The sequence below is a fragment of the Inquilinus sp. genome (assembly GCF_057815775.1).
This window is the reverse complement of the sequence record NZ_JBYRFX010000875.1, coordinates 1-26,825: the sequence shown is the minus strand read 5'-3', so window position 1 is coordinate 26,825 and position 26,825 is coordinate 1. Positions and strand designations below refer to the sequence as shown.

21 protein-coding genes and 1 pseudogene are annotated in these 26,825 nt (G+C 68.1%); 12 read left to right on the top strand and 10 right to left on the bottom strand.

Annotated features, from left to right (window positions below; all coding sequences use genetic code 11):
• Window positions 1–731, top strand: a 731-nt coding sequence (locus tag AC3XYG_RS31560; RefSeq protein WP_489143847.1) for an alpha/beta hydrolase, incomplete at its 5' end; no start/stop codon positions are given.
• Between the two features lie 18 nt (window positions 732–749).
• Here the strand turns inward: AC3XYG_RS31560 and AC3XYG_RS31555 are convergent.
• Window positions 750–1,643 (bottom strand): LysR family transcriptional regulator, encoded by an 894-nt coding sequence (locus tag AC3XYG_RS31555; protein ID WP_489143846.1) that lies wholly within the window; start codon window positions 1,641–1,643, stop codon window positions 750–752.
• Between the two features lie 142 nt (window positions 1,644–1,785).
• Here AC3XYG_RS31555 and AC3XYG_RS31550 point away from each other — a divergent pair, with 142 nt between their 5' ends.
• Window positions 1,786–2,691 carry an alpha/beta fold hydrolase gene (locus tag AC3XYG_RS31550; protein WP_489143845.1) on the top strand — a complete coding sequence of 302 codons (906 nt, stop codon included), beginning with the start codon at window positions 1,786–1,788 and terminating at the stop codon, window positions 2,689–2,691.
• 11 nt (window positions 2,692–2,702) lie between these two features.
• Here the strand turns inward: AC3XYG_RS31550 and pyrH are convergent, their stop codons facing one another.
• Window positions 2,703–3,449 carry a UMP kinase gene (gene pyrH, locus AC3XYG_RS31545; RefSeq protein WP_489143844.1) on the bottom strand — a complete coding sequence of 249 codons (747 nt, stop codon included), beginning with the start codon at window positions 3,447–3,449 and terminating at the stop codon, window positions 2,703–2,705.
• A gap of 173 nt (window positions 3,450–3,622) precedes the next feature.
• On the opposite strand from pyrH, the gene AC3XYG_RS31540 reads away from it, so the two are divergent.
• A complete protein-coding gene (locus AC3XYG_RS31540) occupies window positions 3,623–4,597 on the top strand; it encodes a phosphoribosylaminoimidazolesuccinocarboxamide synthase (RefSeq protein WP_489143843.1) in 975 nt (324 codons plus the stop codon).
• Window positions 4,598–4,748: 151 nt separating this feature from the next.
• On the opposite strand, the gene AC3XYG_RS31535 is transcribed toward AC3XYG_RS31540, so the two are convergent.
• Both AC3XYG_RS31535 and AC3XYG_RS31530 read right to left on the bottom strand, forming a co-directional pair.
• Window positions 4,749–6,773, bottom strand: a complete 2,025-nt coding sequence (locus tag AC3XYG_RS31535; RefSeq protein ID WP_489143842.1) for an alpha/beta fold hydrolase — start codon at window positions 6,771–6,773, stop codon at window positions 4,749–4,751.
• A gap of 64 nt (window positions 6,774–6,837) precedes the next feature.
• Window positions 6,838–7,245 (bottom strand): tellurite resistance TerB family protein, encoded by a 408-nt coding sequence (locus tag AC3XYG_RS31530; protein ID WP_489143841.1) that lies wholly within the window; start codon window positions 7,243–7,245, stop codon window positions 6,838–6,840.
• A gap of 310 nt (window positions 7,246–7,555) precedes the next feature.
• On the opposite strand from AC3XYG_RS31530, the gene AC3XYG_RS31525 reads away from it, so the two are divergent.
• The 5 genes and pseudogenes from AC3XYG_RS31525 to AC3XYG_RS31505 all read left to right on the top strand — a co-directional run bounded on the left by AC3XYG_RS31525 (window position 7,556) and on the right by AC3XYG_RS31505 (window position 12,042).
• On the top strand, window positions 7,556–8,347 hold the full coding sequence (locus AC3XYG_RS31525) for an AEC family transporter (protein WP_489143840.1): 792 nt from the start codon (window positions 7,556–7,558) through the stop codon (window positions 8,345–8,347).
• 116 nt (window positions 8,348–8,463) lie between these two features.
• Complete coding sequence (gene glgC / locus AC3XYG_RS31520) at window positions 8,464–9,726, top strand: glucose-1-phosphate adenylyltransferase (protein ID WP_489143839.1); 1,263 nt, start codon at window positions 8,464–8,466, stop codon at window positions 9,724–9,726.
• Between the two features lie 78 nt (window positions 9,727–9,804).
• A pseudogene (locus AC3XYG_RS31515) lies at window positions 9,805–9,870 on the top strand (glycogen/starch synthase); the annotation flags it as partial.
• Between the two features lie 55 nt (window positions 9,871–9,925).
• A complete protein-coding gene (glgA, locus tag AC3XYG_RS31510; RefSeq protein WP_489143838.1) occupies window positions 9,926–11,278 on the top strand; it encodes a glycogen synthase GlgA in 1,353 nt (450 codons plus the stop codon).
• Window positions 11,279–11,292: 14 nt separating this feature from the next.
• Window positions 11,293–12,042, top strand: a complete 750-nt coding sequence (locus tag AC3XYG_RS31505; protein WP_489143837.1) for an alpha/beta hydrolase family protein — start codon at window positions 11,293–11,295, stop codon at window positions 12,040–12,042.
• 74 nt (window positions 12,043–12,116) lie between these two features.
• Here AC3XYG_RS31505 and AC3XYG_RS31500 read toward each other — a convergent pair whose 3' ends face one another.
• From AC3XYG_RS31500 to AC3XYG_RS31485, 4 genes are all read right to left on the bottom strand, one after another.
• Entirely contained in the window at window positions 12,117–12,713 is a 597-nt protein-coding gene (locus AC3XYG_RS31500) for a hypothetical protein (RefSeq protein WP_489143836.1), read from the bottom strand.
• Between the two features lie 309 nt (window positions 12,714–13,022).
• Entirely contained in the window at window positions 13,023–14,723 is a 1,701-nt protein-coding gene (locus AC3XYG_RS31495) for a sulfatase-like hydrolase/transferase (protein WP_489143835.1), read from the bottom strand.
• A 180-nt stretch (window positions 14,724–14,903) separates the two neighbouring features.
• On the bottom strand, window positions 14,904–17,663 hold the full coding sequence (locus AC3XYG_RS31490) for an ATP-dependent DNA helicase (RefSeq protein ID WP_489143834.1): 2,760 nt from the start codon (window positions 17,661–17,663) through the stop codon (window positions 14,904–14,906).
• A 115-nt stretch (window positions 17,664–17,778) separates the two neighbouring features.
• The gene (locus AC3XYG_RS31485; RefSeq protein WP_489143833.1) at window positions 17,779–18,675 is read right to left on the bottom strand and encodes a fructose bisphosphate aldolase; all 897 of its coding nucleotides are present in this window, start codon (window positions 18,673–18,675) and stop codon (window positions 17,779–17,781) included.
• 210 nt (window positions 18,676–18,885) lie between these two features.
• On the opposite strand from AC3XYG_RS31485, the gene AC3XYG_RS31480 reads away from it, so the two are divergent.
• The 3 genes from AC3XYG_RS31480 to AC3XYG_RS31470 all read left to right on the top strand — a co-directional run bounded on the left by AC3XYG_RS31480 (window position 18,886) and on the right by AC3XYG_RS31470 (window position 23,156).
• Window positions 18,886–20,514 carry an ABC transporter substrate-binding protein gene (locus tag AC3XYG_RS31480; RefSeq protein WP_489143832.1) on the top strand — a complete coding sequence of 543 codons (1,629 nt, stop codon included), beginning with the start codon at window positions 18,886–18,888 and terminating at the stop codon, window positions 20,512–20,514.
• A gap of 543 nt (window positions 20,515–21,057) precedes the next feature.
• Window positions 21,058–22,932, top strand: a complete 1,875-nt coding sequence (locus tag AC3XYG_RS31475; RefSeq protein ID WP_489143831.1) for an MAC/perforin domain-containing protein — start codon at window positions 21,058–21,060, stop codon at window positions 22,930–22,932.
• A gap of 23 nt (window positions 22,933–22,955) precedes the next feature.
• Window positions 22,956–23,156, top strand: a complete 201-nt coding sequence (locus tag AC3XYG_RS31470) for a hypothetical protein (protein WP_489143830.1) — start codon at window positions 22,956–22,958, stop codon at window positions 23,154–23,156.
• Window positions 23,157–23,365: 209 nt separating this feature from the next.
• Here the strand turns inward: AC3XYG_RS31470 and AC3XYG_RS31465 are convergent, their stop codons facing one another.
• Together AC3XYG_RS31465 and AC3XYG_RS31460 are read right to left on the bottom strand one after the other, a co-directional pair.
• A complete protein-coding gene (locus AC3XYG_RS31465) occupies window positions 23,366–25,624 on the bottom strand; it encodes a beta strand repeat-containing protein (RefSeq protein ID WP_489143829.1) in 2,259 nt (752 codons plus the stop codon).
• Window positions 25,625–26,079: 455 nt separating this feature from the next.
• Window positions 26,080–26,466 (bottom strand): ester cyclase, encoded by a 387-nt coding sequence (locus AC3XYG_RS31460; protein WP_489143828.1) that lies wholly within the window; start codon window positions 26,464–26,466, stop codon window positions 26,080–26,082.
• A 176-nt stretch (window positions 26,467–26,642) separates the two neighbouring features.
• Between AC3XYG_RS31460 and AC3XYG_RS31455 the strand changes: the two genes are divergently transcribed.
• Window positions 26,643–26,825, top strand: a 183-nt coding sequence (locus AC3XYG_RS31455; RefSeq protein WP_489143827.1) for a hypothetical protein, incomplete at its 3' end; no start/stop codon positions are given.

The following is a 26,825-nucleotide window of genomic DNA, read 5'->3' as shown; positions in this document are numbered from 1 at the left end:
GCGGCTCGACCCGGCCGCCGGAAATGGACCAGCCGCCGGAGCAGAACCCGCCGTTGGGGCGGACCGAGACCGGGGTGCGCGACTTCGCCACCGCCGTCGACTTCGTGCTGGCGCGGCGCGGCATCCCGCGGACCAACATCGTCGCGATGTCCTGGGGCGGGTCGGTCGCCGGCGCCTACACCAGCCGCAACAACGCCAAGGTGGCCAAGCTGGCGCTGGTCGCGCCGCAGTGGCTGAATCCCGGGAAGGCGCGGATCGACCCGGGCGGGACGCTCGGCGCCTATCGCCGGATCCCGGTGCTGCAGGGCAAGGCGCGCTGGCTGGAAGGGGCGCCGGAGGACAAGCGTGCAGGCCTGATCCCCGAAGGCTGGTTCGAGGCCTGGGCCGAGGTGGCGCTGGCCACCGATCCGCAGGGGCGGGCGGAGACGCCGCCGACCATGCGCGCCGCCACCGGCCCGATCCTCGACACCCGGGACTACTGGACGGTCGGCCGGCCGTTCTACGAACCGGGCGAGATCACCGTCCCGGTGCTGCTGGTCCATGCCGAATGGGACCTCGACGTGCCGCTGCCCGTGGCGCAGGACTATTTCACCCGCCTCACCGGCGCACCCTACCGGCGCTGGGTCGAGATCGGCGAGGGCACCCACATGGTGCTGATGGAGAAGAACCGTCTGCAGGCCTTCCGGGCCGTTGGGGATTTCCTGGACGAGGCGTACGGGCCGGAAGGCTGACATCGGCGCCCGGCCGCCTCAGGCCAGCCGGGATTTGAGGCGGGGGGCGGCCCAGTCCAGGAAGGCGCGGGTCTTGACCGCCAGGGAGCCGTGTCCCTGGTGGACGAGGCTGACCGGCCAGGCCTCCGGCTCGAAATCCTCCAGCAGGATTTCGAGCCGGCCGGCCCGCCGCGCATCCTCGGTCATGTAGGACAGCACGCGGGTGAGGCCGAGTCCCGCCCCGGCTGCGTCGAGGGGGGCTTCCGCCGTGGTGACCGACAGTCGCGACCGGACCTGGACCGCCCGGTCCTCGCGCCCGATCCGGAAGACCCAGCTGCGAGGAGAGGCCAGGTTCTCGAAGGTGATGCAATCGAGGGCGGTCAAATCCTCCGGCCGCTTGGGACGGCCATGGGCGGCGACATAGCCGGGGCTGGCGCAGACGACCCTGCGGGTCCAGCCGACACGGGTTGCGATCAGGCTGCTGTCCGGCAGCGGGCCGATCCAGATCGCGACGTCGACATTGTCCTGCGGCAGGTCGAGCAGCCGGTCGGCCAGCATCAGGCGCAGGCTGATGTCGAGATGGGCCTTCATGAAATCCGCCGCGACCGGCAGCACGTGAAGCCGTCCGAACACGACCGGGGCGGTGACGGTCAGATGGCCCTTGGGGGCGCTGTATTCCCCCATCGTCGTCCGTTCGGCCTCCTCGACCTGCTCGATGATGCGCCGGGCGGAGGCGACATAGGCCAGGCCGGCATCCGTCAGCGTGATCCGGCGCGACGACCGGTTGACCAGGCGGGTCTTCAGCCGGGCTTCCAGCTCCGCCACCTTACGGCTGACGGTGGCGAGCGGCGTGCCCAGGTCGCGTGACGCCGACGACAGGCTGCCGCCATCTGCGATGGCGACCAGAACCGACATGGCTTCGAAGCGGTCCATCGACCTTCCAGATTTGGGAGGATGAGTCCCGAGCTTAGGGAATTCGGCCAAAAATGGAATGCGCTAGCGTGTCTCCACCGGATGTTCCGCAGCCCTGACGCGACCCGGACGGGGCAGAAACCGGACTATGGAGACCACAGAGATGAACGCAGCGTCGACTCTCCCCGCCATCGCGGCATCGCCCGTCACCCATCATCGGACGGTCCAGCTCGACGGGCTGAACATCTTCTACCGCGAGGCCGGGCCGAAGGATGCGCCCGTCGTGCTGTTGCTGCACGGCTTCCCGACCTCCTCGCACATGTTCCGCAACCTGATCCCGGCCCTGGCGGACCGGTACCGCGTGATCGCCCCCGACTATCCCGGATACGGGCAGAGCGACATGCCCGACCACACCAAGTTCTCCTACACCTTCGATCGCTTCGCCGAACTGGTCGGCGGCCTGCTCGACCATCTCGGCATCACCCGCTTCGCCATGTACGTCATGGACTACGGCGCCCCCGTGGGGTGGCGGCTGGCGCTGAAGCACCCCGATCGCGTCAGCGGCCTGATCGTGCAGAACGGCAACGCCTATGACGAAGGGCTGAAGGCGTTCTGGGACCCGATCAAGGCCTATTGGGCCGATGGCTCCGACGCCCATCGCCAGGCGCTGTCCGGGCTCATGACCCTGGAGACGACGAAGTTCCAGTACACGGACGGCGTCGCCGATGTCAGCCGCATCTCGCCCGACAACTGGGTGCACGACCAGGCGCTGCTCGACCGGCCCGGCAATGCCGAGATCCAGCTCGACCTCTTCTACGACTACCGCACCAACCTGCCGCTCTACCCCCTGGTGCAGGCCTATTTCCGGCAGCACCGCCCGCCCACGCTCATCGCCTGGGGCCAGAACGACAAGATCTTCCCCGCCGATGGCGCGCATCCGTACCGGCGCGATCTGCCCGATGCCGAATTCCACCTGTTCGACACCGGTCATTTCGCCCTGGAAGACAAGGCCGATGAGATCTTCCCCCTGATCCGCGACTTCCTCGACCGGACGATCGACCGTCGCTGACAGTGGGGGCCTCAATCCCCCGACAGCACCGTGGGCGCGCCGGGGGCGACCAGCGTGCCCACCGCCTCGCCCTCGCAGATCCGGCGCATCGCGCCGGCCAGGGCGAAGTTGAAGACGTGCAGCGGCAGGCCGTGGTCGCGCGCCAGCAACATCGCCGATTGGTCCATCACCTGCAGCTCCTGCTTCACCACGTCGGCGAAGGCCAGGGTGGCGTATTGCCGGGCGGCGGGGTCCAGGCGCGGGTCGGCGGTGAACACGCCGTCGACCCCGTCCTTGGCGGCCAGCACGGCGTCGCAGCGCAGCTCGATGGCGCGCTGCACCGCCGGGTAGTCGGTGGTGACATAGGGCTGGCCGTTGCCGCCGGCCAGGATGACGATGGCGCCCTTGCCCAGGTGCCGGTCCGCCCGCAGCCGGATATAGGGTTCGGCCATCGACGGGATCGGCACCGCGCTCATCACCCGCACCTCGGGGCCCGATCGTGCGGTCAGCGCCGCGCGTAGCATCACCGCGTTGATCACGGTGCCCAGCATGCCGATGTTATCGGCCTCCGCCCGCTCGATGTGCCAGGCTTCGGACACCTTGCCGCGGAAGATGTTGCCGCCGCCGATGACGATGGCGATCTCGATCCCCAGGCGCTGCACCGACAGGATCTCGGTGACGATGTGGTCGATCGCGGCGGCGCCGAAGATCGATCCATCCTCGCCGGCGATCGCCCCGCCGCTCAGCTTCAGCAGCAGCCGCTTGTAGGCCGTTCCCATGGCACCCTCCGATCCTTCACCGGCGGCGCCACGGTCACCGGCACCGTCGCAGGATGGCGCATTTCCGGGCGGCGCGGAACCGCGCCGTGCGGCGCTTCGGCGGCCGGCCGCATTGCCGCCTGACAAGCCCGGCCCGGCGCGCTAAAGATCCCCCAGCCCCTGCAAGGATGCGGATGATGGAATTCACGGCCCTGGACGATCGCCTCTACCCGACGCTGGACGATGCGACGATCCCGGAGCTGCCGGCCCATTACAGCGGCAAGGTGCGGGACAATTACGACCTGCCCGACGGCACGCGGATCATCATCGCCACCGACCGGATCAGCGCCTTCGACCGCATCCTGGCCGCGATCCCGCTGAAGGGCCAGGTGCTGACCCAGACCGCGCGCTTCTGGTTCGAGGCGACCGCCGACATCTGCCCGAACCACGTGATCGACTACCCCGACCCGAATGTCGTGGTCGGCCGCCGGCTCGACATCCTGCCGGTCGAGATCGTGGTGCGCGACTATCTGGCCGGCACCACCGGCACCTCGATCCTGACCCTGTACAAGACCGGCCAGCGCGAGATGTACGGCATCCGCCTGCCGGACGGGCTGCGCGACAACCAGAAGCTGCCGCAGCCGATCATCACCCCGACCAGCAAGGCCTTCGACGGCGGCCATGACGAGCCGCTGACGCCCGACGCCATCATCGCCCAGGGCCTGCTGACGGCGGAGCAGTGGGCGCAGCTCAGCGCCTATGCCTTCGCCCTGTTCGCCCGCGGGCAGGAAATCGCGCGGCAGCACGGGCTGATCCTGGTCGACACCAAATACGAATTCGGCACGGATGCGGACGGCCGCATCATCCTGGCCGACGAGATCCACACCCCGGACAGCAGCCGCTACTGGCTGGCGGACAGCTATGACGACCGCTTCGCCCGCGGCGAACGGCCGGACAGCTTCGACAAGGATTTCGTGCGCAGCTGGGTGACGGCGCGCTGCGACCCCTACAAGGACCCGATCCCGGAGATCCCGGCGGATGTGATCCGCGCCACCGCCCAGGTCTATGTCCGCGCCTTCGAGACCATCACCGGCCAGCGCTTCGAGCTGCCGGACCCCGGTACCCCGGTGCTGGACCGGATCCGGAAGAATCTGGCGAAGTATTTCTGAGGCCAGGCGGGCCTCGCAACGGCCCCCGACTCACTCTTTTTGTCATCCTCAGGCTTGACCCGAGGATCCAGGCCACCGAGAGCGGCTCTTCGTGGCCCTGGATTGCCCGGTCAAGCCGGGCAATGACAAGTGGGGAATGGCGGTGCCGGCCCTACGGCGCGATCCGCTCCGCCACCAGCGCATGCCCGCCGATCGTGCCGGTGAGACGGGCGACGGCATCGGTGTCGCGGTCGTTCCAGGCCAGGGCGACCGTGCCGGTGGTGGCGCCGTCCAGGGTCAGGTCGGCCGTGACGTCGCCGGTCGACTGGTTCCAGCGCAGCGTGCCCGACACGGCCAGATCCTCGGCCCAGCGCACATGGTCGAGGGTGAAGGCGAAGCCGGCGTCGAAGGCCGCGAGGCTGAAGCTGCCGCCGCGCAAGCCCACGCCGCTGCCGCCGGCGTTGACGAAGTAACGGGCCAGCACGTCGCCGGCGGTCTCGGCCGCGGCGGCGGCCAAGCGCAGTTCCGCCTCGGTCGCGGCGTTGCCGGTGTCGGCCTTGGCCGGGGCGACATCGGCCGCCTTGGTGGCGAAGGCCGGCACGGTGCGGATCGGCCGGATCCGCTGGGTGCAGGAGGTGTCGCCGGCCTCGCCGCCGCTGCGCACGAAGTTCAGTACGATCGGCGCGACGCAGCCGGTGGCGTCGCCGCCCATCGGCGGCACGAAGATCGCCTGGTCGGTGATGGCGGTGATGTGCGTCAGGTTGCGCACCGGCACATAGGTCGCGTTCGGGAACAGCCGCGCCGTCTGCAGCCCCTCGATCGGCGAGGTCGTGCTGTCGATGTCGCCCGACAGCACCAGGGTCGGCACATCGGGGAACGGCACCTTCGGGTCGACGGCCGTACCGGCGGCGACGCCCTTCGGCGGCTGCGGCCAGTCCAGGCACAGGTCCCGCCGCTCCCATTTGTGCGGCGAGGCGTTGACCTCGGCGATGGTGAAGGGGGCGTAGATCGCGGCGTCGGTCGTCGCCTGCTGTTCGGTGGCGTGCAGCAGCTGGCGCTGCCGCTCGGCCCGGGTCACGCCGGGGGCGAACAGCCGGGGATAGTCGGCGCAGACCACGGCGACATAGAGGCCGGTGGAAAAGGCGGTCGGGTCGGTGCCGGGCGTGCCCCAGGCCGTCGCCTCGGCCAGCAGCCGGTACAGCGGCGCCGTGTCATGGGCGTCGAGATACGCCCGGGCCGCGGCGTCCAGCTCGCGATAGAAGGTCGGGCTGCCGCCGGCGCCGTTCATCGCCATGAACAGGGTCGGGGCATCCAGCGCGAAGCTGACGGCATTGCCGTCGCCATCCTTGGCCTCGGCCTTGGCCGGCTTGTCCCGCAGCGCCTCCACCAGCCGCTCGATGCGGTCGAGCGACCGGCCGCCGAGGGCGCGGCAGCTGGGGGACCGCTGGCACACCAGCTCGAATCCGTCGCGCGCCGTGGCCCATTCGGTGTCGTACCAGGGCGACAGGCCCAGCGTGGGATAGGCGCTGTCCAGCACCAAAGTGCGCAGCCGGCTGGGGTGGCGCTGGGCGAAGACCTGGCCGAACCAGGTGCCGTAGCTGTCGCCGTAATAATCGACCCGGTCGATCTTCAGCGCGTCCAGCACCGCGGCCACGTCGTCCGACGCCGGCGCCGTGCCGTACAGCCAGGCGGCGGGGCCCAGCTGCTTGCCGCAGGCGGCCAGGGCCGCCTGCACGAATTCGGCGGCCTGCTGCAGCGCCTCGCAGTTGATCGGGTCGGACAGGCCGGTGCCGCGCTTGTCGACGATCAGCACGTCGCGCCGGTCGCGCAGCCCGTCGAACAGGTGCAGATAGCCGTCGCGCGTCCCGGTCGAGGAATAGCCGGGCCCGCCCTCCTGGGTCAGGATCACGCCTTCGGCCGGCTGGGCCGCGTCGCGGTGCGGATAGAATTCGAAGCCGATGGTCACCGTGCCCGGCAGCTTTCCGGCCGGGTCGAGCGGCCGGCTGATCTGGCCGCAGAAGCCGCCGAGATCCGGTTGGCAGTCGGTCAGGGTCACGTCGCCGACCTGCAGCGTGGGGACCTTCGTGATCACGGCCGGGGGCGCTGCGGGGGCGGCATCCTGCGCGCCGGCAGGGCCGGCGGCTGCGGCCAGCATGGCGACGATCGGCCAGAACCGGGTGACCCTCACTCCCAGCATGCCTTCTCCCCCTTCAGTCTCGCCCCGGCCGCGCTTGCGGCGGCTCTCGGGGCGGTCGTTGCCGTTACAAGGTGCGGTGGCGGGCGCGGGCGCCGCGTTCGATCGCCACCGCCACCAGCCGGTCGACGCCGAACCGGTCGCGCATCAGCTCCAGCAGCCGCAGCTCCGGCTGGCTGGCACTGCCGTCGGCCGCGACCACGTCGCAGGCGATGGCGTAGGCGGTCTCGTGCAGATGCTCCGGCAGGGTCTCGCCGATGATATCGAGCGCCCGGTCGATGCCGTCATCCTCCTGCAGCAGGTCGATGCAGTCGCGCGTCAGGTCCGGCATCCGGTCGACGTCGAAATCGCGGAACACCGGCAGGAAGCGCACCATCTCCGACAGCGTCACGAGTTCGGCATCGGTCATGTTCGTGTCGGCCACGGAGGCGAGCACCATGGTGTAGATCAGGGCGCCGTGGGCGTCGGTCGTCATGGCAATCTCCGGGGGTACGGCGAGTCGTCGAAGGGATCCGCCCCGGATATCGCCCGGATCGCGCCGGGGCGTCAAGGCAACCGCCCCAGGACGGGGCTTTGGCGGCGAGGCAACGACCGTGCTTCCCCCGTTCGGGCATGGCATGGCATGAGGACGCCATGCAGGTGGTCCTCGATGTGGCGTTGCCGGTCTTCGGCGTGATTTTCCTCGGCCTCTTCGCCGGCCGCATCCGCCTGCTCGGCCGGGTCCAGTCCGAGGCGCTGAACGCCTTCGTCACCTGGATCGCCCTGCCGCGCTGCTGTTCCTGGCGATGGCGCGCACGCCGGTGTGGGACATCGTCAACCTCCTCGGGCTCAACTTCCTCGGCGCCTTTCTCGGCGGCGCCGTGGTGGTGTGGCTGATCGGCGCAGGGCTCGGCTGGCTGCTGCACCGTGCCGATGCCGGCGCGGCGACGATGCAGGGCGTGAATGCCGGCGTCCCCAACACCGGCTACCTCGGCATCCCGCTGTTCGCCGCCGCCTTCGGCCCGGCCCGCGGCCTGCCGCCGGCGGCGCTCGCCACCATTGTCATGAGCGTGGCCGGACTCGTGTTGGTCGCGATCCTGGCCGGCCGGCGCAGGCGCGGCGCGCTGTGGGGCGTGCCGGCGGCGCTGGTGACCCATCCGCTGGTGATGGCGCCGGTGCTCGGTGTCGCCTGGTCCTGGGCCGGGCTGCCGCTGCCGGCGCCGCTGGTCACGCTGCTGTCGCTGCTGGGCGGCGCTGCCAGTCCCTGCGCGCTGTTCGCCATCGGCCTGTTCATGGCCGGGCAGATCCTGCGCGGCGGCTTTGGCGAAATCGGCTGGATCACCGTGCTCAAGCTGGTGTGGCAGCCGCTGATCACCTGGGGCTTCGCCGCCACCCTGTTCCCGATGGACCCGTTCTGGACCGCCAGCGCCGTGCTGCTGGCCGCCCTGCCGACCGGGGCATCGGCCTTCGCCATCGCCCAGCGCGCCGGCCTTTCCGTCGAGCGCACCGCAGCGGTGATCCTGGTCTCGACCCTGGTCTCGGTGCTGACTCTGTCGCTGCTGCTGGCGATCATTGCGCCGCAATTCCCGCCCGGCTGAACGCCGGCCACGAAACTTGCACGATAATTAGCGAAGTTTGTCGCCGAGGGACGGTGCCGGATCGCAAATCCTGGTGTTACTCTCCCGGAAATAGTGTCGAAACGGGAGGCCCCCTGATGCGCGACGACGGTCCGATCCGCCAGCTGCCCAAGCGCACGATCGCCCTGGTCCTCGCCGGCGGGCGGGGCAGCCGGCTGAAGCAGCTGACCGACCGCAGGGCCAAGCCCGCGGTCTATTTCGGTGGCAAGTTCCGGATCATCGACTTCGCCCTGTCGAACTGCATCAACTCCGGCATCCGCCGCATCTATGTGCTGACCCAGTACAAGTCGCACAGCCTGCTGCGCCACCTGCAGCGCGGCTGGGGCTATCTGCGGGCCGAGATGCATGAATTCGTCGACCTGCTGCCGGCGCAGCAGCGAGTGGACGAGGCGATCTGGTATCGCGGCACCGCCGACGCAGTCTGGCAGAACCTGGACATCTTCGAGGCCGAGGCGCCGGACCATGTCCTGATCCTGGCCGGCGACCATGTCTACAAGATGGACTACACCGCGATGGTCGAGGACCATGTCCGCACCGGCGCGGATGTGACCGTCGGCTGCGTCGAGGTCCCGCGCATGGAGGCGACGGCCTTCGGCGTGATGCATGTCAACGACCAGTGGCGCGTCACCAGCTTCCTGGAGAAGCCGGCCGACCCGCCGGCGATGCCGGGCCGGCCCGATATCGCGCTGGCCAGCATGGGCATCTATGTCTTCAGCATGCGCTTCCTGGCCGAACAGCTGCGCCGCGACGCCGCCGACCCGAATTCGGAGCATGATTTCGGCAAGAACATCGTGCCGTTCCTGGTCGACACCGCCCATGTCCGGGCGCACCGCTTCTCGGAAAGCGCGATCCCGAACCCGAGCTATGCCGAACCCTATTGGCGCGACGTCGGCACCATCGACGCCTATTGGGAAGCCAATATCGACCTGACGACGGTGACCCCGGCGCTCGACCTCTACGACCGCGACTGGCCGATCTACACGTACCAGGAGCAGCTGCCGCCGGCGAAATTCGTGTTCGAGGACGGGGCGCGGGTCGGCAAGGCGGTGAACAGCACCGTCTCCGGCGGCTGCATCGTCTCCGGCTCCACGGTCCGGCAGTCAGTGCTGTTCAGCAAGGTCCGGGTCAATTCCTTCGCCAAGCTGCATGAGGCGGTGGTGCTGCCGGAATGCGACATCGGCCGCCACGCCCGGCTGACCCGGGTGGTGATCGACCATGGCGTCCGCATCCCGGAAGGGCTGGTGGTGGGCGAGGACCCCGAAGCCGATGCCCGCCGCTTCCATCGCACCGAGAAGGGCATCGTCCTGATCACCCAGCCGATGATCGACGCCCTGGACTGACGGCCGGGGCGCGATAGTGTGCAGCGGTCCCGCTTTCGCGGGGATGGCGATCCTTTTCCGGGCGAGGGAGACAGCCGCATGAAAGTCCTGCACGCGGTGTCGGAGATCTATCCGCTGGTGAAGACCGGCGGCCTGGCGGATGTCGCCGCGGCGCTGCCGCCGGCGCTGGCCGTGGCCGGGGTCGCCGCCCGGGTGCTGGGTGCCGGGCTATCCGGCGATCCTGGCGGCGATGCGGCGGCCGGAGCTGATCCTGGAGGATGCCGACCTGTTCGGCGGCGGCCCGGCCCAGGTGATGCTGGCCGAGATCGACGGCATCGCGGTGCCCACCTATGTGCTGGACAGCCCCGGCCTGTTCGCGCGGCCGGGCAACCCCTATCTCGGCCCCGACCGGCTGGACTGGCCGGACAACCATCGCCGCTTCGCCGCCCTCGGCTGGGCCGCGGCCCGTCTCGGCCTTGGCGCCGATCCGCGCTGGGTGCCCGACATCGTCCACGGCCATGACTGGCAGGCCGGGCTGGCGCCGGCCTATCTCGCGTTCTCCGCGGGGGGCCTGGCCGGGCCGGGCGCCCCCCGGCCGCGCACCGTCACCACCATCCACAACATCGCCTTCCAGGGCTGGTATCCCGCCGCGGCAATGACGGAGCTCGGCCTGCCGCCGGGCAGCCTGTCGATGGAGGGGCTGGAGTATTTCGGCGGCGTCGGCTTCCTGAAGGCTGGCCTGTACTACGCCGACCGCATCACCACGGTCAGCCGCACCTATGCGCGGGAAATCCAGACGGCGGAATACGGCCATGCGCTGGAGGGCCTGCTGGCCAGCCGCGCTTCCGACCTGGTCGGCATCGTCAACGGCACCGACTATGCCATCTGGGACCCGCGCCACGATCCGAACCTGCCCGCCCCTTTCGGACCGGACGACCTGTCGGGCAAGGCGGCGTCCAAGGCGGCGCTGCTGCGGGAATTCGGCCTGCCGGACGATGACGGCACACCGCTGTTCGCCATGGTCAGCCGCCTGACCGGGCAGAAGGGCTGCGACCTGCTGCTCGACGCCATCCCGGCGCTGATCGCCGGCGGCGGCCGGCTGGTGCTGCTGGGGTCGGGCGACGCCGAGCTCGAGGCCGGCTTCCGCGCCGCTGCCAACGATCACCCCGACCATGTCGCCGTCCGCATCGGCTATGACGAGGCGCTGTCGCACCTGCTGCAGGCCGGGGCCGACGTGCTGCTGGTGCCCTCGCGCACCGAGCCCTGCGGCCTGACCCAGATGTACGCCCTGCGCTACGGCACGCTGCCGCTGGTGCGCCGCACCGGCGGGCTGGCCGACACGGTGGTCAATGCCAGCCATGACGCGATCGTCGAGGACCGCGCCACCGGCTTCAGCTTCGACGACCCGACCGCGTCGGCGCTGGCCGGCACGATCAGCTGGGTCTGCGGCCTGTGGCGCGACCGAACGCTGTGGCAGCAGCTGCAGCGCCGCGCCATGGCCCAGGATTTCAGCTGGGAGCGTGCGGCCGTCGACTATGTCGCGCTGTACCGGGACCTGCTGGCCACGCCATGACTGATGAGACCGGAATGATCGCGGCGGCCGACGGCACGCCGATCGCCTGGCGTCGCCGCCCGGGTGCGGCCGATGGGCGGCCTGGGCTGGTGTTCTGTGGCGGCTTCCGCTCGGCCATGGCGGGGGAGAAGGCGACGTACCTCGACGGCTTTGCCGCCGAACGCGGCCTGGCCTTCCTGCGCTTCGATTATCGCGGCCACGGCGCCTCGGGCGGCGTGTTCCAGGACCTGGTGCTGGGTGACTGGATCGCCGATGCGCTGCGAGTGCTCGACGCGCTGACGGACGGGCCGCAGATCCTGGTCGGCTCCTCGATGGGCGCCTGGGTCGCGACCCAGGCTGCGATCGCCCGGCCGGACCGGGTGGCGGGGTTGGTCAGTGTCGCCGCTGCGCCGGATTTCACCGAAGATCTGATGCTGCCGGCGCTGGGCGAGATGGGGCTGGCGCGGATGCGGCGCGACGGCTTCGTCGACCGCCCCTCGGCCTATGGCGACGGGCCCTATCGCATCACCTGGCAGCTGATCGTGGAGGCGCGGTCACATCTGCTGCTGCGCGCCCCGGTGCCCTTTGCCGGCCCGGCCCGGCTGCTGCACGGCCTGGCCGACCCCGACGTGCCCTGGCGCCAGAGCCTGAAGCTGGCCGAGGCGCTGGCCGGCCCGGATGTCCGCCTGACCCTTATCAAGGACGGCGACCACCGCCTGTCCCGGCCCCAGGACCTGGCCCTGCTGGGGCAGGCGGTGGAAGAGGTGCTGGCGGGATCTTCGTAGCCGCCCGGTCAACGGACGGAGATGAGGGGATGTCCCGGCCGGCCTGCCGGAACAGGTGTGATCCGATGGCATCCCTACCGCTGGTCCTGGGCCGATCGGGGTATGGAGACGAGAGAATCGTCTGCGCTCGCTTCCCCGGACCGCACCGGATTGTGAGCGAATGCCACCATTGATGAGGCGTCGTCACTGTCCTCCTGCGGCCTCCATTCGTCGATGTCGTCGTCGTCGTAGCCGTATTTCTCCAACAGCCTGAGCGTTTCGTTGATCGTCACATCGAGGGGCGGTTTCAACGAGTCCCTGACGATCATTACAAGCTCGCCTTCATCCCAATTCGACGCCCGCTCTTCGAGCATTTTCTTGTACCGGAACGCGAGGAATCCCACGGCATGCAGGGCTTTCAGTTCCTCGGGGATCTGAACCAACCTGTATTTGGGGACGCGATAGTTTCTTGCATCCAGAGCTTTCAGCTGATCCTTGACCATCAAGAGATTTGCTTCGAGTCCATTTCCACTGTGTATGGATCGATAAAATTCCTTTAGTTCATTTATGGCAAACTGGAAAGACGCGACCCTCCGCTCTGCTCCTTCTCTCAGCACCGTCGCTGCTTTTCTCGCTTCTTCGGATTCTGCGTCCGGATTTGACCTGGATCTTGCTTCTTCCTTACGAAGCAATTCGATTTCTTTCTCGCCGTTTTTTAGCTCTTTTCAAATCGGGGTATCAGATTTCGTCTTCTTCTCCGCCACTGTTCGACCACGACCGGAAAGGTGTTGAGGCCGGTCGCCTGAGATAGCCATGTGATTTCTTTTCCGCCGTCCATCTCGAAGGGCCCATGCGTTCGGGATTCAGTGTCCAACCTTACGATACGAAACCGGGCCCTCCCCGGACTGCGACGTTTTTTCAGTGCTCTGCCACCGCCTGTCCCGGCCGCAGGACCTCGCCCTGCTGGGACAGGCGGTGGCGGATCTGGCCGCGGCCTGAGATCAGCCGGGGACCAGCGTCCGTGCCGCGACGATCCAGCGGTCGAGCTCCGGCTCGTCCACCGGCACCATGCCGGCCAGCGCCTGGCGGCCGGCCGGGGTCGCGGTGCGGGCCAGCAGCGCCTCGGCGTCGAGGATGCCGACATAGGCCAGGGCCTGGGCCCGGGTCGCGGTGATGCCGGGAACCGCGACGATGGCGTGGCGGCTGGCGGCCTCGCTGTCCGATGGCGGCCCGCCGCGGCTGTTGCCTGTGGCCTGGGGCGGCCACTGGGCCGGGTACCAGGCCGGGGCCGTGCCCTTCGCCACCATCTGGGCCTGCAGCGCCTGGTCCAGCACCGTCTGCTGCGGCAGCCCCTGGCCGGCGATGTTGCTGTTCTCGCCGGGATCGGCCGCGAGGTCGTACATTTCCCAATCCGCGTCGGAATAGCCTGATGCCGGGTTGGCCACCGAATCGAGATAGACGGAGTACGCCCAATCCTTCGACCGGATCGTCCGGATGACGCTGGGGCCGCTGTTGCCGTGCAGGTCGTCATAGGTGAAGTGGACATAGTCCTGGACCGACGTCGCCGGGTCGTCCAGCACAGGGCTCAGATCCTGGCCGGTGAAGCTGCTGAAGTCTCCCGCCACGCCCAGCAGGCTGGCCAGGGTGGGGGCCAGATCGACCATGCTGGCCAGCGCCGCGGTGGTTTGGGCCTGGGGCCAGGCCACCGGGTTCGAGAACACCAGCGGCACATGGATGCACTGGCCATAGGCGTTGACGAATTTCTCGACCAGCCCGTGCGACAGCGCCATCTCGCCATGATCGGCGAAGCGGATGATCAGTGTGTCCTGCATCTGGTCCTGGCTCATCGCCGCCAGGATCGTGCCGATCTGCCCGTCCACATACTGCATCAGATAGGCGTAGAAATTCGCCAGATCCTGTTGAGACGCTTGTTTCGACGCCTGCGCATCCCAGGAATAGTAGCTCTGGCCACGCGGCATCGCCGCCGGGCTCTCGTCGATATCGTCCGGCAGCGGCACGCCCAGCGACTGGTAGTCGGCCTGGTCGTAGTAGACGCCGTCCTGGGCCTCGTAGCCCAGATGGACGTCGTGCGGGTTGACCAGGGATATCACGAGGCACCAGGGCCCGGCGGGCGGGCTGGCCAGGAAGGCCTGGGCGTTCTGGACGTAGCGCTGGTCGTTCCGGTTATACGTCGTCGGACCCTGCGTGCCGCCGCCGAGATAGGTGGTGCCGAGGTTGAGCCCCGCATCCGGCGGATCCCAGGCCACCGTATTGCCGCCGGCGGCGAAGGGCTGGAAGCCCCATTGCGACAGGTCCGAATCGCCCTGGCCCGGCTCATCCTGGCCCAGCAGGTGCCATTTGCCGATCCAATAGCTGCTGTATCCGGCCTTCTCCAGAACAGTGGCGATGTTGGGGACGCTGCCGGGGTCCGGCAGGGTCGACTGACCGGTGGTGGTGCAGCCGGTGACGATCGGGTACTGGCTGGTCAGGAAGGTGGCGCGGCTGGGCGCGCACATGCAGGCGGCGGTGTAGGCCTGGTCGAAGCTCAGGCCGTTGGCCGTCAGCGTCTGCACCGCCTTCAGCTTGGCCGACAGGGTGGCGCGGTAGCTTTCCGGCCATTCGGACAGGGCGCGCTCCTGGTCGGTAACCAGGATCAGGATGTTGGGCTTGGCGCCGTTCGAGAACAGATCGCTGATGGGCACGGTGTCCCTCCGGGTTCGGGTGGGTCGGTACCGGCCGCGCAGGGCGCGCGGATGCAAAATGCGGGATCGGAAATGGCGTCAATATAACCGGCCGGATCGCTCCGGCCGGCGGCAGGCATGATATGCCCGGGACCGGGGTGCCAGGGATGATTTTCCCATGAAGGCGGAAGGCCCCGGGGACTATCCCTCAGTCTTCGGCTTCAGAAACTCCCGGGTGATCGCCACCGCCTCGGCCAGGCCGATGCGCTGGACCTCGACGCCGGGCGGGAAGGCGGTGCACAGGCGGGTCGGCATCATCGGGTCCAGGAGGACGAAGACGCCGCGGTCGTCGGCCCGGCGTACCAGCCGGCCGAACGCCTGCTTCAGCCGGAACCGGGTCTGCATGTCGCCCCAGCGCTGCTTGCCGAAATGCACGCCGCGGGCGCGGGACAGGATGTCGGGCCGCGGCCAGGGCACCCGGTCGAACACCATCAGCCGCAGCGCCCGGCCGGGCACGTCGACGCCGTCGCGCACCGCATCGGTGCCCAGGAGGCAGGCATCGGTCTCGCCGCGGAAGATGTCGACCAGCGTGCCGACATCCATGCCGTCGAGATGCTGGGCGTACAGCGGCAGGCCGGCCGCCTGCAGCGCCGGGGCCAGCACGTGATGCACGGCGCGCAGCCGGGTCACGGCGGTGAACAGGCCCAGCGCGCCGCCGCCGGCCGCCAGGAACAGCTCGCGATAGGCGGCGCCGACCTGCTCCAGATCGTCCTTGCGCACGTCGCGCACGATCAGCACCCGGGTCAGCGCCGGGTAGTCGAAGGGCGAGGGCACCTGGGCACGGATCGCCGGCCGGGCCAGGTGGCCGGCACCGGTGCGGTCCTCGGCCGCGCGCCAGTCGTCCGGCTTGTCGCCGGCGCCGTCGGTCAGCGTCGCCGAGGTGACGACGACGCCATGCGCCTGCCGCACCAGCGCGTCGACGAAGGGCCGGGTCGGGTCGACATGGTGGCGGTAGAAGCCGAAATCGAGCTCGCGCCCCTCGATCCGCTCGACCCCGAACCAGTCGACCAGCCAGGGCGGCGTCGGCTCGCTCAGGCCCGACAGCATGCCGCGCCAGCCGCCGATCTCCATCTTCGAGCGCCGTTCCAGCGATCGGGCGGACGCATCCAGCCGCTGGCGCTGGTTCGGGTCCAGCGACGCGGCCTCCTCGTCCAGCCGCTCGCGGAAGGATTTGGCCAGCGCCTGCAGCGGCACCTGCAGCTCGGCCAGGGCGGTGTCCAGCGCCTGGGCGGCGGCCACCAGCCCTTCGACCGGGTCGGCGGTGTCGCATTCGATGGTGTAGGGGCCGTCCGCACCCTGGGTGCGGGCATAGACCTGGGCGCGGGCCAGGGCCAGGAACTGTTCGGCCGGGCCGCGCGGCGATTCGTCGTGGATGCGCCGGCCCCAGCCCGGGCCAGGCAGGGCGCGGGCGGCGCGCTCGATGTCGTCCAGCGTGGCCAGTGACGCGTCGTCGCCCGGCAGCAGGTCCTCGACCCGGCGGCGCAGGCCGCGGCCCCGGCTGGCGCGGCGCCCGCCTTCCTCATGGCCCAGCAGCCAGCGTCGCAGATCCGTCGCCTCCATCCCGGTCAGGTGGCCGGCAAAGGCCGAATCGGCGGCCTCGAACAGATGGTGGCCTTCGTCGAAGATGTAGCGGCTGGGCGTGTCGCGGTCGTCGACGCTGCCCAGCGCCGCCTGGATCATCACCAGCGCGTGGTTGGCGATCACGATCTGCGCCTTGCGGGCCCGGCGGATGCCGCGCTCGATGAAGCAGCGGCTGTAATGCGGGCAGCCGGAATGGATGCATTCGCCGCGCCGGTCGGCCAGGCCCAGGCTGTTCGGCCGGCCGATGATGTCGGCCAGCCAGCCGGGGAAGTCGCCGCCGGTCAGGTCGCCGTCACGGGTCGCCGCGGCCCAGCGCGCCATCAGCCCCAGCGGCACCGCGTCGCGCGGGTTCAGCGCCAGGGCGCGCACCGCATCCTCGTAGTTCAGCAGGCAGAGATAGTTCTCGCGCCCCTTGCGCAGCACCACCTGGCGGGCCTTCAGCACCGGGTCCGGGAACAGCCGGTCCATCTCGCCGTCGATCTGGTGCTGCAGGTTGCGGGTGTAGGTCGACACCCAGACCGGGGCGCCGTTCTTCTGGGCCCAGACCGTGGCCGGCGCCAGATAGCCCAGGGTCTTGCCGGTGCCGGTGCCGGCCTGGGCCAGCACCACGGTCGGATCATCAGGCGCCGGGCGCGGGGCGAAGGCGGCGGCCACGGCGCTGGCATAGTCGCCCTGCTGCGGCCGCGGCTCGGCATTCGCGCCCAGCATCTGCGCCAGCCGGGCGCGGGCCTCGCGCGGGTCGACGCCATGCTGCGACGGCGGCGGGTTCGGCGGCTCGGCCTCCCATTCCGGCAGATGGGCCCAGATCTGGTAGGCGCCGCGCTTGCGATGATCGTCGACCGGGGCGCGCATCCCCAGCGCCGCCAGCACATAGGGTGCCCAGGGCCAGCCGGCCTCGCCCATCCGTGTCGCCAGGCCGGCCGGGTCGCTGCGCTCGTCCGGTGTCGGGATCGCCAGGCCGCGCAGCAGCGTCTCGGCGATGCGCGGCAGGGCGATCGCCGCATCCTCCAGCGAGGTCGGCTGCGGCAGGCCCAGCGCCTCGGCCAGGCCGCGCGGCGTCGGCACGCTGAACCGGCCGGGCTTGGCGAAGGCGAACAGCTCCAGCAGGTCGAAGGCGCCCAGCACGTCCAGCCCGCAGCGCCGGCCGATGGCCCGGGCGTGGCACAGCAGCAGCGGTGGCCCGTCGACCCGCCGGCGCAGCTCCGCCGGGGTCAGCGCCGCCAACTCGCCATCCGCGGTCAGCAGCACGCCGCCTTCGGGCGCGAGCACCAACGGCTCGGCATCCGGCATGGGAAGGGACACGGCGGGGGGCGCGATCATGCGCGCACTATAGGGACCCGCGGCGGCAGAACCAGCCCCGACGATGCCGCGGCGGTCACGAATTGTTCCGGGTGGCGACGGGGCCTCGCCCGCACGCAGGACAGGCCACGCAACCTCACACCTTCTGAGTGGAGGCCCGGTAGATCTCGTCGATCGCCTCGGCCAGCGACGCGTCGAATGCGGCGTCGGTCATGTCGCGGCGCAGATCGCCGATCAGGGCGCGGGAGAAGCTGGCGATCATGCCGTGATTGGCGGCCAGGCGGCGGCAGGCATCGGGCCGGGTGTAGCCGCCGGACAGGGCGACCACGCGGATCACGCCGTCATGGGTGATCAGCGGCGCGTAGAAATCCGGCTCCTCCGGGATGGTCAGCTTCAGCATCACCTGCCGGCCGGCCGGCAGGGCGTCGAGCTGCTTCAGGATCTCGGCCCGCAGGATGGTCTCGGTGCCCTTCTTGTCGGGGCTCTTGATCAGCACCTCGGGCTCGATGATCGGCATCAGCCCGTGGGCCGAGATCTGCGCCGCGACCGCGAACTGCTGCGCCACCAGCGCGGCGATGCCGGTCTGCGACGGCAGGTTGGCGACCGAGCGCATCTTGGTGCCGTAGACGCCGAGCTTCACCGCCCGTTCCAGCAGCGCGTCGAGGCCGCCGATCGGCTTCATCAGGCTGACGCCGTCGGCCTCGGCCTCCAGCCCCTTGTCCATCTTCAGGAAGGGGACGATGCCGCGCTCTTTCCACAGGAAGGTCGGCACCGGCTGGCCGTTGGCCTGCCCGTCCATCGTGCGCTCGAACAGGATGGCGGCGATCACCTTGTCGCCGGTGAAGGCCGGCGCGGTCATGATGCGCACCCGCATCTCGTGCATCAGCCGGAACATCTCGTCATCGCCGCTATAGGCGCTGTCGGGGATGCCGTAGAGGCGCAGCGCGCCGGGGGTGGAGCCGCCGCTCTGGTCCAGCGCGGCGATGAAGCCGGCCTTCCCCAGGATCTGCGCCGCCATCTCGTCTTGGGCCATGATCACCATTCCTGCTGCATCGGGCTCGGGCGGGACGCGCGCGCCCCTCGACCGCCGGCCCGGATGGCTGGAGTATTGCCACGGGGGCCGCGATCCGTGCAATCCTTGCGCGCCCGATTTGGCCTCGCGCGCCCGGTTCGGGTCTGTCTCCGCCTTGCCGGCGCCGGCAACTCCGATAGACTGCGGCGTCCCGTCCCTCGAGGTGCCGTCATGCCCGCCCGGCTTCCGCTGTCCCCCCGGTTTCCGCTGTCCCGCCGTGCCCTGCTGTCCGGCGTCAGCGCCGCCGCGGTGGCCGGTGTCCTGCGGCCCCGCTTCGGCTGGGCGGCGGATCCGGTCAAGGGCGGCACCCTGACCGTCGCGGCGGACACCGAGCCGCGCAATTTGAACCCGGCGCTGGTCGCCTCCAACGGCGTGTTCTACGTCGCCAGCAAGGTGATCGAGCCGCTGGCCGAGATGGCCTATGACGGCAAGCTGACCCCGGTGCTGGCGACCGCCTGGACCGGCAGCGCCGACGGCAAGACCATCACCTTCACGCTGCGCGACGGCGTCACCTGGCACGACGGCAAGCCCTTCACCTCGGCCGACGTCGCCTATTCCGCGGTCGAGCTGTGGAGCAAGAAGCAGAATCTCGGCCGCGTCCTGTTCAAGGACCTCGATTCGGTCGACACGCCCGACGACCGCACCGCGGTGTTCCACTTCAAGCAGCCGACGCCGCTGCAGCTGGTCGAGAACGCGCTGCCGGCGCTGTCCGCCGTGGTGCCGAAGCACCTCTACGACGGCACCGACATCGACAAGAACCCGCACAACGAGCAGCTGATCGGCACCGGCCCGTTCCTGTACAAGGAGCACAAGCCCGGCGAGTACTACCTGCTGGAGCGGAACCCGAATTACTGGGTCAAGGACCAGCCCTATCTCGACCGCATCGTCTTCCGCGTGCTGTCGGACCGTGGCGCCATCGCCGCGGCGCATGAGGCGGGCGAGATCCAGCTCTCCGCCTTCTCCGCCGTGCCGCTGGAGGAGCTGGACCGGCTGAAGGCGCTGCCCGACGTGGCGGTGGTGCGCAAGGGCTATGAGGGCATCACCTACCAGCTGACGGTCGAGATCAACCATCGGCGGAAGGAGCTGCAGGACGTGCGCGTCCGCCGCGCCATCGCCCATGCGATCGACCAGGGCTATGTCGTCGACACCATCTTCCGCAGCTTCGCCGATGCCTCGACCGGCCCGGTGCCGAAGACCGGGGTGCCGTTCTACACGGCTGAGGTCGCGAGCTATGCCTTCGACCCGAAGAAGGCGGAAGCGCTGCTGGACGAGGCCGGCTATCCCCGCCAGGACGGCGGCGCCCGCTTCGCCATCCGCCTGCTGCCGGCACCGTGGTTCGAACAGACCAAGCAGATGGGCGACTATCTGCGCCAGGCGCTGCAGGCCGTGGGCATCGACGCGACGCTGGTCGGCAACGACGATGCGGCGCATCTCAAGGCGGTCTACACCGACCATGCCTTCGACCTGGCGATCGGCTCGCCGGTCTACCGCAACGACCCGGCGATCTCGACCACCATCCTCTATCGCGGCGGCCTGCCGGACGGGGTGCCGTTCTCGAACCAGTACGGCTATGACGACCCCGCCATGAACACCCTGATCGACCAGGCGGCGGTGGAGCTGGACCCGGCGAAGCGGATCGATCTCTACAAGCAGTTCCAGGCCCGCGCGGCCGACCAGCTGCCGCTGATCGTGGCGGCGGAATTCACCTTCATCACCGTGGCCAGCCGAAAGCTCCACAACATCGCCACCAATCCGCGATGGGCGACCTCGTCCTGGGCGGATGCCTGGCTGGAAGGGTAGGGGCCGGGCGCTCTCGGTCCGAAGGACGCTTCTCCAGTGTCATCCGGGTCTGCAGCACGACGTGATGCGTGGCAGACCCGGGATCCCGGCATGATCGCGATCCGATATCGCGGCGCTTTGGCCGTGCTTAGCCTGGGCGGGCCCGTCCGATCCGAACGGGCCGTCTTTTTGGCGGGGCCAAGGTGCCCGCCTGTCCAGATTTCGGGACATATTATTTCGTCTGTTGGTGTCATAAGTTTTTTTGGAAAATAACAATTGGACGGATACCAAGATATCAGCTAAAGATATCTCGAATGTTTCGATTATAAATTATGGGTAAAGAGACATTGGCGCTCAATTTCAGCGCCGGCATCTGTAAAATCGTGCAATAAATCTCAATGGTACGCGATCTTCCCAAATTTCGGGCTGGGATTTGCATGGCCTGATTGGGTTTTGGCCATTTGTAGCCGAAATCATCACTTTGTTTCTTGAGGAGCCCTATTTGCGGGGCAATTTTCCTCAATGGCTGAATTGTTTAAAGAAAATTTTTATTGGAGAATGACAATGAGCGGCAATGGAGTGTCGGATTATTCGACGCTGAACGGCGATCTCGGCTATGGCAAGAACCGCCTCAGCGCGGCCAGGGCGCCTGATGAACGTGTGTTCGACCCGGCATCCGGGGCCGGCATTGCGCGGCACACGAAACCGGGAACCGATAGTTACTCATCGTTCTTCAAATCGATTCTGGATTATCGGCACACGCAGAAGGCGGAATTCAATTCGACCGCCAGCTATGGCGAGTTCTCCGCCGAATTCCATCTGAATTTCGAAAAGAAATATACCTCGCATCAGGAGAGCACGGCTGCCGTGCGCACCCTGCGCTGCGTGTTCGGCGGCGCGAGTCTCAGCGAGGTATCGGCTGCGGTGCTCACCCCCAAATTTACGGAAGAAAGTGCCAAACTTCCCAAGACATTCGATCCTGCGGAAGCGAACAAATTCTATCGCTTCTTCGACCTGTTCGGTACCGATGTGGTGACATCGATCACCCTGGGTGGAAATCTGTATTTCCAGACCCTGGTGGAAAAATCAAAGGTCACGGACCTCGAAAAGATCAAGATCGAGCTCGAAGCGGAATACGGCATGTTCTTCACGGCCGACGGTTCGATCGACGACACTGTCGAGCGCAAGCAATATATGGAGAGCCGCATCGCCGCGGTGACGACAGAGGGTGGAGAGAACAGCATCTTCTCCGACATTCTGTTCAAGAAGCCGGCAAAATACACCGATAAGGTGAAGACCTGGACCATCTCCGCCAAGAGCAATCCGGTCATTGTCGGGCGAGAGGTCAAGCCGATCCACGCTTTCATTGCAGATCAGGATCGGCGTACGGCAACACAGACGGCATTGGGGCATTATCTTGGCCGCTATCTCAGCGTCCACTCGACCTGGCGCTACAGCAGCCTCACCGTCGGCAGCATGATGCAGGCGGAGCCGGCGGCCGGGGCCGATACCAGGCCCGGCATCAGGGTGCGCGTGCTCGACCGCAAGACCCTGCAGGGGCGCGAGGAATACTTCACGGCCCCCGCCATCGGCAGCGCCGCGTCCGATATCGAGCAGTTCTGGGAGGGTTTCCGGTCTTCGGTGAAGGGCATGGGCCTTGCGAACGCCATCGTGCTGCTGGCGACGCAGTTCTGGCCGCGGGAGAGCCGCTATTGCCCGCCGGATCACATCATCGACTTCCTGAACAAGGACTGCGGCGGTTCGCTTGCCACGCTGAATCGCTGGCGCGACGATTCCCTGGCCTGCGTGCCCTGCCCCAATGCCGGCGTCAGCTACGGGCTGATCGGCTATGGCCGCGGCACCTCTCTCGACAAGGGCGGGGATGTCTATGTGATCGGCTTCGGCGATCAGGAGACGTTGCGGCCCGAACTCGAGATCCTTGCCGATCTCTACACGACCGAAGACGGGACCGCGAAATTCACCTGCAACGACACGTTCGCGGGGAAATCCATCCCCTTCCTCAAATTCCGCAGCCACCATTGGGACAACTGGCTGATCGCCGTCGACTCCAAGGCGTCGGGGCGGGTGACGCTGGAGGATGACAGCGCCGGCGATGCTGCGAAGGTCCTGTGGTATGCGCAGCCGGCGGGTGAAAAGTATGGCATGCACCCGTTCTATCTCATCAACGCCCAGACCTGCGGCCTTCTGCAATGGGATAGTGGTGGCGCGGCCCAGGAAAAGGAAGCCGTGCTGCGCCCCTTCGCGCCCAATCTCGACATCAACCTCTGGGACCTGCGCAACCCCTATATCATGACCCTGTCTTACAACCCGAATTGGGATTTGCGGGCCTTTGGGGATCGGCGCGTGAGGGTGGCGACATACCGTGGCCAGGACACGGAAATGCGCTGGTCATTCAATAACGCCAGCCGGGTTCTCTGAAATATTTCATGAGGGAGATTGAGATGGCCAAGGGTTATCAATCGTTTCTGCAGAAATCGACTCGCGTGACCTATTGCAGCAAGGAAAAATACGCCAGTCATGCCTTGTCCGCCGTATGGGTGGCGGATGCCTTGAAGCATTTCGACATCCAGGCGTCGGACACCAAGGATTACAAATACCCGCTGGACAGCCAGCCGGCCCGCGCCACGATCTGGCCGAGCTGACGGGACGACAGGCGCGCTGACAACGCCCTTGCTGTTCAATGAGTCGATGACCTGGCCAGGGTGCCGAGGTCGACCAGGGCCGGGTCATCGACACCATCTTCCGCAGCATCGTCACCGCCGCCATGAACGCCTGATCGACCGGGGGGGCGGTGGATCTTCCGCCGCCCCCCAATCTTTTGAGCGCGATGCCGGCGTGTGACCCGGCCTGGCTACAACACGAAGTCGGTGGCGTTCAGAATGTAGGCGCCGGTCAGGGTGACGCTGAAATCGGCCGTGCCGTCGCCGTTGACGTCGCCGCTGACCGTGGTGGCGCCGTTGGCGTAGCTCTCATGCAACTCGCCCGCATGGTGGCCGAAAGCGGCGCTGCCGATGAAGTGGAACGCCTGGTCCCCCGCCGCCGTGGTGTCGGCATCGATGCCGTGCAGGTCGATGCGGTCGCCCTGGGTCTGGCTGAAATCGGTGATCCGGTCGGCATTGGCGCCGACCGCGCTGTGGCTCAGCGCCGAGAAGACGAAGAGGTCGGCGCCGGCCAGGCCGGTGAGGACATCCTGGCCGGCCCAGCCGTTCAACACATTGGCCAGGATGTTGCCGGTGATGGTGTCCGCGCCCTGGCTGCCGTTGACATTCTCGATGCCGGTATAGGTGTCGCCCTCGGCGTCGCCGCCGCTGCCGGCCTGGCTGTTCAGATTGACGGTCACGCCGGTCGTGCTGGTGGTGTAGCTCACCGTGTCGATGCCGGCGCCGCCGTCCAGATGGTCGGCGCCGGCCCCGCCCCAAAGCACGTCGTTGCCGGCGTTGCCGAACAGGGCATTGGCCCCGGCCGAACCGATCAGGGCGTCGGAGCCCTGGCTGCCGTCGACATTCTCGATCCCGGTCAGGGTGTCGCCCTCGGCGTCGCCGCCATGGCCGGTGCCGGCGGCCAGGTCGATGGTGATTCCGACTGCGCTGCCGGTGTAGCTGGCGATGTCGGTGCCGGCGCCGCCATCGAGATGGTCGCGCCCGGCGCCGCCGGTCAGCACGTCGTCGCTGTCCATCCCATACAGGGCATCGTTGCCGGCGCCGCCGTTCAGGATGTTGCTGATGATGTTTCCGGTCAGCGAGTCATTCCCCTGGCTGCCGATCAGGTTCTCGATCGAGACCAGGGTGTCGCCCTGGGCGTCGCCGCCGCTGCCGGTGCCGACGGCAAGGCTGACCGTGACCCCGACCGTGCCCGAGGCGTAGCTGACGGTGTCGATGCCCACGCCACCGTCGAGATGGTCGGCGCCGGCCCCGCCCTGGAGCATGTCGTTGCCGTTCCAGCCTTGCAGCGTGTTGACCCCGGCGTCGCCGATGAGCGTGTCGTTGCCTTGGCTGCCGGACAGGTTCTCGATCGAGATCAGGGTTTCCAGCTGCGCCGGGCCGCCGCTGCCGGTGCCGGTGGCGAGGTCGACCGTGACCCCATCCGTGCGCGTGTAGTAGCTGGCGGTGTCGATGCCGGCGCCGCCGTCGAGTTGATCGTAGACGCCGCCGCGGAGCACGTCGTTCCCGTCGCCGCCGCTCAGGCTGTTGCCGTAGAAATCGTTGCCGGTGAGCACATCGTTGAACCGGCTGCCTTGGATGTTCTCTATCCCGGTCAGGGTGTCGCCCTCGGCATCGCCGCCATGCGCGGTGCCGGCGCCGAGATCGATCGTCACCCCGGCGCTGCTGTTGCTGTAGCTGACGGTGTCGCCGCGGCTGTCTCCGCCATCCAGAACGTCGGCGCCGGCGCCGCCATCGAGGAAGTCGTCGCCATCGCCGCCTGCGAGGGTGTCATTGCCGTCGCCGCCATAGAGGGCGTCGTTGACGAAGCCGCCGGTCAGGATGTTGGCGCCGGCATCGCCATACAGCGTATTGCCACCGCCACCGCCCATGATGTTCTCGATGCTGACCAATACATCGCCTTCGGCATCGCCGCCGTAGCGGGCCCCGGTCGACAGGTCGATGAACATGTAGAACTGGTTGGCGTGATAATCGACGGTGTCGTTGCCGTCGCCGCCATCGACCTGGTCCACGCCGGCGCCGGGTTCCAGCAGGTCGTCACCGTTTCCTCCCAGCAACGTGTCATTGCCGTCAGCGCCGATGAGCTGGTCGTTGCCGCCATAGCCGGCGAGCAGGTTGTCGGCGGGCGAGCCGATCAGGACGTCGTCGTAGCCGTTCGTGCCCAGGACGTTCTCGATATTGATGAGCACATCGCGGTCGGCGTCACCCCAGAGGCCATCGCCGACGCCGTCGGTGTTGCTCATGTTGACATACACGCCGGCATTGCCGGTGTAGTTCACGGTATCGATGCCGGCACCGCCATCGAGGTGGTCGCCCCCGGCGCCGCCCTCGAGATAGTCGTCCCCGGCGCCACCGATGAGCGTGTCGTTGCCGGCCCCGCCATACATGGTGTCGGCCGCGTCACCGCCGACAAAGTTGTCCGGGCCGTCGCCGCCAAAAAATACGGTCATCGCGGATCCCTGCTTGAAATCATGGTGGTCGGAGGGCACAAGCCGCCCGGCGAGAGTGCGACGTCGCCGTCGACCGTGGCGACGCTCTCGTTCAGCTCGCCGGCATGATCGGCAGATGAGTCCCAGCGGTGGCCCGATCCGGCCGGACGTCGCCGCATCCCCTGCGTTTTCGTCCCGGCCCCAATCTCCCGGAACCGGGGTGGGGCCTCAATCCCCTAATATTCGGGTACTGGCCGCGCATGGGCGGCATTCCGGAAAGGAAGCCGGCCTGCATCCTCGCGGCCGATGCACTGTCCGGCTCGAACGAACTGGGCCCCGATTTCCTCCTCGCGCCGCCCGCATCGTCTCGCGACCACTGCCGCCTGGACTGGAACAGAAGAATTTGGGTGACATGGGCGATCGGAGGGTGAATGGGGCATGCCTAGCCCCTTGCGGCGGCTCGAAGTGGAGCCACCCTAAAGCTGGGCTTCGATCGCTGCCTTGTCGATGACGGACCACACCCGCACGATCTTCCGGTCGCGGAATTCGTAGAAGACGTTCTCGGTGAAGGACACCCGCCTGCCGTTCACCGGCAGGCCGAGGAACGTGCCCTGCGGCGTGCAGTCGAAGGCCAGCCGGCTGGCGACATGGGGCGGGTCGGCCACCAGCAGCTGGATGGTGAAACGCAGGTCCGGAATCTCGAGGAAATCCCGCTCCAGCATCGCGCGATAGCCCGACAGGCCGAACGGCCGGCCATTGTGCTGCGCGTCGTCATGCACGAACCGGCCCAGCCCCGGCCAGTCCTGCCGGTTCAGGCAGGCGATGTAGCCGCGATAGAGGGCGGCGAGGTTGGTATCGGTCACGGCATTGGCCCCTGTGCTTCACCAAGATCCTGCGGCACGGCGGGACGGATCCCACGATCACGATGATACCGCAGGCGCCGGAACGGTTCCCTGTCGCCGGAGTTGGGCGCGGGCCGCGGCGGTGGCAAACACAATGTTCATTGCCCTGCCTGTTCTGCGTGTTCATGATATGTTCTATGAACAACCCGCAATCCGATCCCGACGAAACAAAGCCTGGCGAGGCCCGGCCGAGCGATCCCGACCTGAAGTGGACGGGGTGGGCGCTGAACATGCTGCGCGAGACGGTCGAGATCGACATGCGCGCCAAACGGCTGGCCGTGCAGCAGCAGGCCACGCCGTCGGAGTCGGACAAGCTGGAT

Excerpts from the sequence above, each read along its gene's own strand:
- AC3XYG_RS31540 (WP_489143843.1), top strand. The coding sequence starts at position 3,623 with ATGATGGAATTCACGGCCCTGGACGATCGCCTCTACCCGACGCTGGAC.
- AC3XYG_RS31525 (WP_489143840.1), top strand. The coding sequence starts at position 7,556 with ATGGCGCGCACGCCGGTGTGGGACATCGTCAACCTCCTCGGGCTCAAC.
- AC3XYG_RS31530 (WP_489143841.1), bottom strand. The coding sequence starts at position 7,245 with ATGACGACCGACGCCCACGGCGCCCTGATCTACACCATGGTGCTCGCC.
- glgC (WP_489143839.1), top strand. The coding sequence starts at position 8,464 with ATGCGCGACGACGGTCCGATCCGCCAGCTGCCCAAGCGCACGATCGCC.
- AC3XYG_RS31475 (WP_489143831.1), top strand. The coding sequence starts at position 21,058 with ATGAGCGGCAATGGAGTGTCGGATTATTCGACGCTGAACGGCGATCTC.
- AC3XYG_RS31550 (WP_489143845.1), top strand. The coding sequence starts at position 1,786 with ATGAACGCAGCGTCGACTCTCCCCGCCATCGCGGCATCGCCCGTCACC.
- AC3XYG_RS31505 (WP_489143837.1), top strand. The coding sequence starts at position 11,293 with ATGATCGCGGCGGCCGACGGCACGCCGATCGCCTGGCGTCGCCGCCCG.
- AC3XYG_RS31470 (WP_489143830.1), top strand. The coding sequence starts at position 22,956 with ATGGCCAAGGGTTATCAATCGTTTCTGCAGAAATCGACTCGCGTGACC.
- AC3XYG_RS31535 (WP_489143842.1), bottom strand. The coding sequence starts at position 6,773 with ATGCTGGGAGTGAGGGTCACCCGGTTCTGGCCGATCGTCGCCATGCTG.
- pyrH (WP_489143844.1), bottom strand. The coding sequence starts at position 3,449 with ATGGGAACGGCCTACAAGCGGCTGCTGCTGAAGCTGAGCGGCGGGGCG.
- AC3XYG_RS31465 (WP_489143829.1), bottom strand. The coding sequence starts at position 25,624 with ATGACCGTATTTTTTGGCGGCGACGGCCCGGACAACTTTGTCGGCGGT.
- AC3XYG_RS31480 (WP_489143832.1), top strand. The coding sequence starts at position 18,886 with ATGCCCGCCCGGCTTCCGCTGTCCCCCCGGTTTCCGCTGTCCCGCCGT.
- AC3XYG_RS31490 (WP_489143834.1), bottom strand. The coding sequence starts at position 17,663 with ATGATCGCGCCCCCCGCCGTGTCCCTTCCCATGCCGGATGCCGAGCCG.
- AC3XYG_RS31555 (WP_489143846.1), bottom strand. The coding sequence starts at position 1,643 with ATGGACCGCTTCGAAGCCATGTCGGTTCTGGTCGCCATCGCAGATGGC.
- AC3XYG_RS31485 (WP_489143833.1), bottom strand. The coding sequence starts at position 18,675 with ATGGCCCAAGACGAGATGGCGGCGCAGATCCTGGGGAAGGCCGGCTTC.